This is a genomic window from Microbacterium sp., from assembly GCF_031988965.1.
Classification (GTDB): Bacteria; Actinomycetota; Actinomycetes; order Actinomycetales; family Microbacteriaceae; genus Microbacterium.
Map to the genome: position 1 here is coordinate 5,128 of NZ_DALZXX010000096.1, position 5,994 is coordinate 11,121.

At 67.5% G+C, this 5,994-nt stretch carries 6 protein-coding genes; 5 read left to right on the plus strand and 1 reads right to left on the minus strand.

Translation table 11 applies throughout. The features are described from left to right. The 3 genes from RTM68_RS13590 to RTM68_RS13600 all read left to right on the plus strand — a co-directional run. Positions 1 to 853, plus strand: an 853-nt coding sequence (locus tag RTM68_RS13590; protein WP_312171788.1) for a DUF2252 family protein, incomplete at its 5' end; no start/stop codon positions are given. Then, positions 850 to 1,569 (plus strand): ion channel, encoded by a 720-nt coding sequence (locus RTM68_RS13595; RefSeq protein ID WP_312171791.1) that lies wholly within the window; start codon positions 850 to 852, stop codon positions 1,567 to 1,569. The genes RTM68_RS13590 and RTM68_RS13595, both read left to right, overlap by 4 nt. Beyond that, positions 1,566 to 3,182, plus strand: coding sequence for an MFS transporter (locus RTM68_RS13600; RefSeq protein WP_312171794.1), 1,617 nt, complete (start codon positions 1,566 to 1,568; stop codon positions 3,180 to 3,182). Before RTM68_RS13595 ends, RTM68_RS13600 begins: the two co-directional genes overlap by 4 nt. On the opposite strand, the gene RTM68_RS13605 is transcribed toward RTM68_RS13600, so the two are convergent. Beyond that, positions 3,183 to 4,166, minus strand: coding sequence for a LacI family DNA-binding transcriptional regulator (locus RTM68_RS13605; protein WP_194765564.1), 984 nt, complete (start codon positions 4,164 to 4,166; stop codon positions 3,183 to 3,185). 160 nt (positions 4,167 to 4,326) lie between these two features. On the opposite strand from RTM68_RS13605, the gene RTM68_RS13610 reads away from it, so the two are divergent. After that, entirely contained in the window at positions 4,327 to 5,244 is a 918-nt protein-coding gene (locus RTM68_RS13610) for a sugar ABC transporter permease (RefSeq protein ID WP_312171796.1), read from the plus strand. A 46-nt stretch (positions 5,245 to 5,290) separates the two neighbouring features. After that, a partial coding sequence (locus RTM68_RS13615) for a carbohydrate ABC transporter permease (protein WP_312171798.1) occupies positions 5,291 to 5,994 on the plus strand: 704 nt, incomplete at its 3' end.

Sequence of the window (5,994 nt, forward strand, 5' to 3'; positions counted from 1 at the left end):
TCGGTGGATCCGGGAGCAACGACGAGACGAGCGCGCCGGCGACAGCGAGATCCGCCGCCTGGATGCGGTGATCGACAAGGCCGGCAGACGCGACCACCGGAGAGCCTTCCGCAAGCTGGTGCGCGACGTCGACGGCGACCTGAGGATAGCCGCCTCTCCACCGTTGATCGTGCCCGTCGAGGACATCCTGCGCGAGGCCGGAGCCTCCGCGGCCGCAGAAGCCGAGGCCATGCACGAGGTGTTGGCGTCGTATCCGAAGACCCTGATCGGCGACCGGCATCCGATCGCCGAATACCGCTATCGGCACATGGCCCGGAAGGTCGTAGGCGTGGGCAGCGTGGGCACGCGCGCCTGGGTGATCCTCCTGAGCGGCCGTGACGACGACGACCCTCTCCTACTCCAGGGCAAAGAGGCGCAGGCCTCGGTCCTCGAGCGGTTCCTGGGCGCGAGCGAGTTCGAGAGCCATGGAGAGCGCGTCGTCCGCGGGCAGCGTCTCATGCAGGCGTCCAGTGATCTCTTCCTCGGCTGGCAGTCCCTCACCGCCGTCGACGGGCAGCGCCGCGACTTCTACGTGCGCCAGCTGCAGGATGGCAAGGGAGGGATCGATCCGGATGCGATGACCGTGCGCGGCGCGATCCTGTATGCCCGGATCTGCGGCGAGACACTCGGCCGCGCTCACGCCCGGTCCGGGGATCGGGTCGAGATCGCCGGCTATCTCGGGCGCAGCTCCGCGTTCGACGAGGCGATCGCCGACTTCGCATCCGCCTATGCCGAGCAGAACCAGCACGATTTCGACGCCCTCACCGAGGCGCTGGAGTCAGGGCGCCTCCCGCGCCGCCGCGAAGCGGGGTGACCCACGCCATGCGAGTCGTCCTCACCGCCGTCCGGGATCGGCGCTCCGGATACTGGCCGGTGCTCGCACTGCTCATCGTCGCCTATGCACTGTGCGCGGCTCAGTCCACGACCGATCCCAGCCCCTGGGTGCTCGTGGTGCAGCTCGTGACCGTCGCCGTCGTGCTCCGGGTGACCGAGGCGCATCGGCGAGTGCTGCACACGGCATGGATCTTCCTGTCGGCGGCCGCCGCCGCGACCCTCGTCGTCGCGCTGCTGGGTCTGCGCGGCGACGTGCTCGACATCGTGCTGTCCGCCGCCTCCGCCCTCGCCTTCCTGCTCGCCCCGGTGGCCATCATCCGCCATCAGGTGCACCGCCGCGGGCTCGACATCGAGGCGCTGCTCGCGGCGACCGCCGCCTATGTGCTGGTGGGCATGTTCTTCACGCACGTCTACAACCTCGTCGCGCTGCTGGCGGTCGGACCGACCTTCGGCGCGGGGACCGTCGACTCGCTCTCGACTCAGCTGTTCTTCTCGTTCACGACGCTCACCACCACCGGCTACGGCAACATCGTCCCCGTCTCACCCGGCGTGCAGGGCATCGCCGTCGCCGAGGCGATCACCGGACAGCTCTTCCTGATCACCGCGGTGGCGCGGATCATGCGCGGCTCCCGCCGCTCCCCCTACGACACAGCATCCGCATCCGCATCCGCATCCGCCTCCGAGGAGACACCGTGAAGAAGTGGAACGTCGTCATCGTGCTCGGCGCCGCGCAGTTCGTCATGGTGCTCGACGGCACGGTCATGAACGTGTCGATCTCGACGGTCGTGAGCGACCTGAACACCTCGGTCACGGCCATGCAGGCGGCGATCACCTTCTACACCCTGACCATGGCCGCCTTCATGCTCTTCGGCGCGAAGCTCGGCGACGTGTGGGGTCGCCGCCGAGCCTTCGTGATCGGCTCGTGCGTCTATGCGCTCGGCTCCCTGATCACCGCTGTGAGCCCGACCGTCGGTTTCCTCTTCCTCGGCTGGTCGATCATCGAGGGCCTCGGCGCGGTGCTGGTCATCCCCGCGATCGCCGGCCTCGTCGCCGACAACTACCGGGGACGCGACAGGGTCACGGCCTTCGCGGTCATCGGCGCCGTGTCCGGCGCCGCGGTCGCCGCGGGCCCGCTGATCGGCGGCGCCGTGACCACCTACTCGAGCTGGCGGTTCGTGTTCGTCGCCGAGGTGATCATCATGCTGGCCGTCGTCCTGTGCGCGCGCGTCGTCACCGATTCCACGCCGCGGCAGAGCATACGGATCGACATCGGCAGCGTGCTCCTGTCGTCGGCAGGCCTCGTGCTGATCGTGTTCGGCATGCTGCAGAGCAAGACGTGGGGGTGGGTGGTCCCCCTGCATCGACCCGAGATCGCCGGCGTCACCCTCGCCCCTCTCGGCATCTCCTTGACCGCGTGGTGCATCGCCGCGGGGGTCATCCTCCTCTCCCTGTTCATCTCCTGGCAGCGCCGCCTCGTGCGCGACGGCAGATCCCCGCTCATGCAGCCCGACCTGTTCTCGATCGTCTCGCTGCGCAGCGGGCTGTCGGTGCTGGGCGCCCAGTACGCGGTGACCGCCGGTCTCTTCTTCATGGTTCCGGTGTACCTGCAGATGACCCTCGGGTTGGACGCGCTCGAGACGGGGGTCAAGATCTTCCCTCTCTCGATCGCGCTGATCCTGTTCTCGATCGTGGGAACGACGCTGTCCCGACGCTGGTCTCCGCGCCGCATCGTGCGGATCGGGCAGTCGGTGCTGGTGGTCTCTGCTCTGCTGCTGCTCGGCTCGGTGACCGAAGACCTGCGCGGCGGCCTGTTCGGGCTCGGGATGTTCCTCACCGGGGCCGCCCTCGGACTCCTGGCATCGCAGTTGGGCAACGTGAACATGTCGAGCGTGGGCGAGAAGGACACGAGTGAGGCGGGCGGACTGCAGGGGGTCTTCCAGAACCTCGGTTCCTCACTCGGCACCGCACTGATCGGCTCGCTGCTGATCGGCGCTCTCTCCACGTCGTTCGCCTCGGGAGTCGCGACGAGCGACCTCCCCGAACAGGTCAGGGCCACCGTGAGTGCGGCGACCGACCGCGGAGTGACGGTCGTGCCGGCCGCAGACGTCGCGGGCATCGGCGAGGCCGCGGGTCTCACCGATGACGAATCGCGCGAGCTCGCCGAGGTCTATCGCGAATCGCAGCTGTCTTCGCTGCGCGTGGCATTCGTGGGGTTGATCCTGATCGCGCTGCTGTCGATGCTCTTCTCGCGCGGAATCCCCGATGCGGCTGCCGTCCGTCGCCGAACCGGCGCCGAAGAGAGTGTGTGATCAGACGCGAGGCGGCGCGGTGCTCGCGCGGATCACGAGCTCGGTGCCCACGAGGGGCGTCTGCGTGCGGTCTCCGCCGTCGAGCTCGGCGAGCAGGGCATCGACCGCCAGCGCGCCGACGCGCTCGGGATGCTGCTGCACGGTCGTCAGCGGCGGCCAGAGCTGCGCGGCATCCGGGAGGCCGTCGAAGCCGACCACACTGACGTCGGTCGGGATGTCGCGTCCCGCTTCGCGGAATGCCCGCACGACGCCGATCGCCATCTGGTCGTTCGCGGCGAACACCGCCGTGACGCTGTCTTCACCTCGAAGGCGAAGCCCCGCCTGATAGCCGGATTCGGCCGTCCAGTCCCCCTGGAGAGGCTCGGGCACGGCGAGTCCGCGCGACGAGAGCGTCTGCCGCCACGATTCGCGACGACGCTCGGCGGAATACGACTTGGCGGGTCCCGCCACATGCCAGACGGTCTCGTGCCCGAGGTCGAGCAGATGCTCGGTCGCGAGTCGGGCTCCCTGCGCCTGATCGGTGTCGACGAAGGGGTGGCCCTCGCCGCGATTCGAGTCGACGAGCACGACGGGCAGCCCGTCGGGGATCTCGACCTCGGCCTCATCGAGCTGGTGGGCTTCGATCACGATGATGATGCCGTCGACCGCGTGCTCCTCGAGGCGGCGGAAGGCCCCCGCGACGGTGTCTCTCGCGCTCGACTCGACCGGGATCAGCGTGAGCGCGTACCCCATCTGCGATGCGCGCACCGCGATCGCGTCGAGCGTGCGCTGGTTGCCGTACGAGCTGAACGAGAACATGATGACGCCGATGGCGCGGAACCGCCCCGACCGCAGGGCTCTGGCCGCACTGTTCGGCCGGTATCCGAGACGCTGCATGGCATCTTCGACACGCACCCGGGTCGCGGCCCCGACATAGCCTCGGGCGTTCACGACGCGCGAGACGGTCTGCCCGGAGACACCGGCCTCACGCGCGACGTCCTCCATCGAGGGGTCTCTCCGCCGCTGCGGCGGCTCTGCCGGCTGCTCCGAGGTCACGATCAACCATCCATTCATATGTTGACGTTGACACACTACCAGCGCATCGCATATGTTGACGTTGACACACGGCGCGGTGAGCGCTCGATCTCTAAGAAGGTTCTCGTCAATGACGACTCAAATTTCCGCAACCCGTGCGGACCACGGCATCCGCCGGCGCGAGAAGCGCGATTGGAAGGGCTGGGCGTTCGTCGGCCCCTTCATGGTCGTGTTCGCGCTGGTGTTCCTGACACCCCTCGCCTATGCGCTCTACCTCAGCTTCTTCCAGGAGAAGCTGATCGGCGGCACCGCGTTCGTGGGGTTCGACAACTACGTCCGCGCCCTCACCGATTCCCAGTTCTGGGAGGCGTTCGGCCGCGTCGTGCTCTTCCTCGTGGTGCAGGTGCCGATCATGCTCGCGCTGGCGCTGGCCGCGGCGCTCGCTCTCGACAGCGCCCGTCTGCGCGGAGCATCGTTCTTCCGCATCCTGATCTTCCTGCCGTACGCCGTGCCGGCCGTCGTGGCCGTGCTGATGTGGGGATACATCTACGGCGACCAGTTCGGTCTCACGAGCAACCTGAACGACTTCCTCGGCAGCGACGTCTTCACCCCGTTCGCGCGGGAGTGGATCCTGGTGTCGATCGGCAACATCGTGACCTGGCAGTTCGTCGGCTACAACATGCTGATCTTCTACTCGTCCCTCAAGACGATCCCGACCGACATGTACGAGGCGGCCTCGCTCGACGGCGCGGGAGCATGGCGCACGATCTTCTCGATCAAGATCCCCAACGTCCGCGGAGCCCTCGTCATCGCGACGATCTTCTCGATCATCGGCAGCTTCCAGCTCTTCAACGAGCCGAACATCCTGCGCCCGCTCGCTCCGAACGTGATCACCACGTTCTTCACGCCCAACATGTACGCGTACAACCTGTCGTTCGCCGGGCAGCAGTTCAACTACGCCGCGACGATCGCCATCATCATGGGCGTCATCACCGCGGTGATCGCCTACGTCGTGCAGCTGCGCGGCTCGAAGTCGGAGGTGCGCTGACATGGCACTCCCCCTCGCACGTCCCTCGCAGAAGCGTCACGATCTGATGAATCCGCGCAAGTCGAAGATCCTGCTGATCGTCATGGTCGCGTACGCGCTCTACACGCTCGTGCCCCTCGTGTGGCTGCTGTTCAGCTCCACCAAGACGCAGGCGGGCCTCTTCAGCTCCTTCGGGCTGTGGTTCTCCGACGACTTCGCGTTCTTCGACAATCTGGTCGCGACCTTCTCGTACCAGGACGGCATCTTCCTGCGCTGGCTCGGCAACACCCTGCTCTACGTCGTCGTCGGCGCCGGAGGTGCGACCCTGCTCGCCACCATGGCGGGCTACGGCCTGGCGAAGTACCGTTTCCCCGGCCGCCGCGCCGTGTTCGCGGTCGTCCTCGGTGCGGTCGCCGTTCCCGGCACCGCTCTCGCGGTGCCGACCTTCCTGCTCTTCAGCGAGCTGGGCATGACGAACACGCCCTGGGCCGTGATCATCCCGTCGCTCATCAGCCCGTTCGGTCTCTACCTGATCTGGGTCTTCGCCTCCGAGTCCGTTCCGACCGAGTTGCTCGAGGCCGCGCGCATCGACGGCGCGGGCGAGTTCCGCACCTTCTTCACGATCTCGATGCGGCTGCTCGCACCCGGCATCGTCACCGTGGCGCTGTTCACCGTCGTCGCGACGTGGAACAACTACTTCCTGCCTCTGATCATGCTGTCCGACCCCGCCTGGTACCCGCTCACCGTGGGTCTCAACCAGTGGAGCTCGCA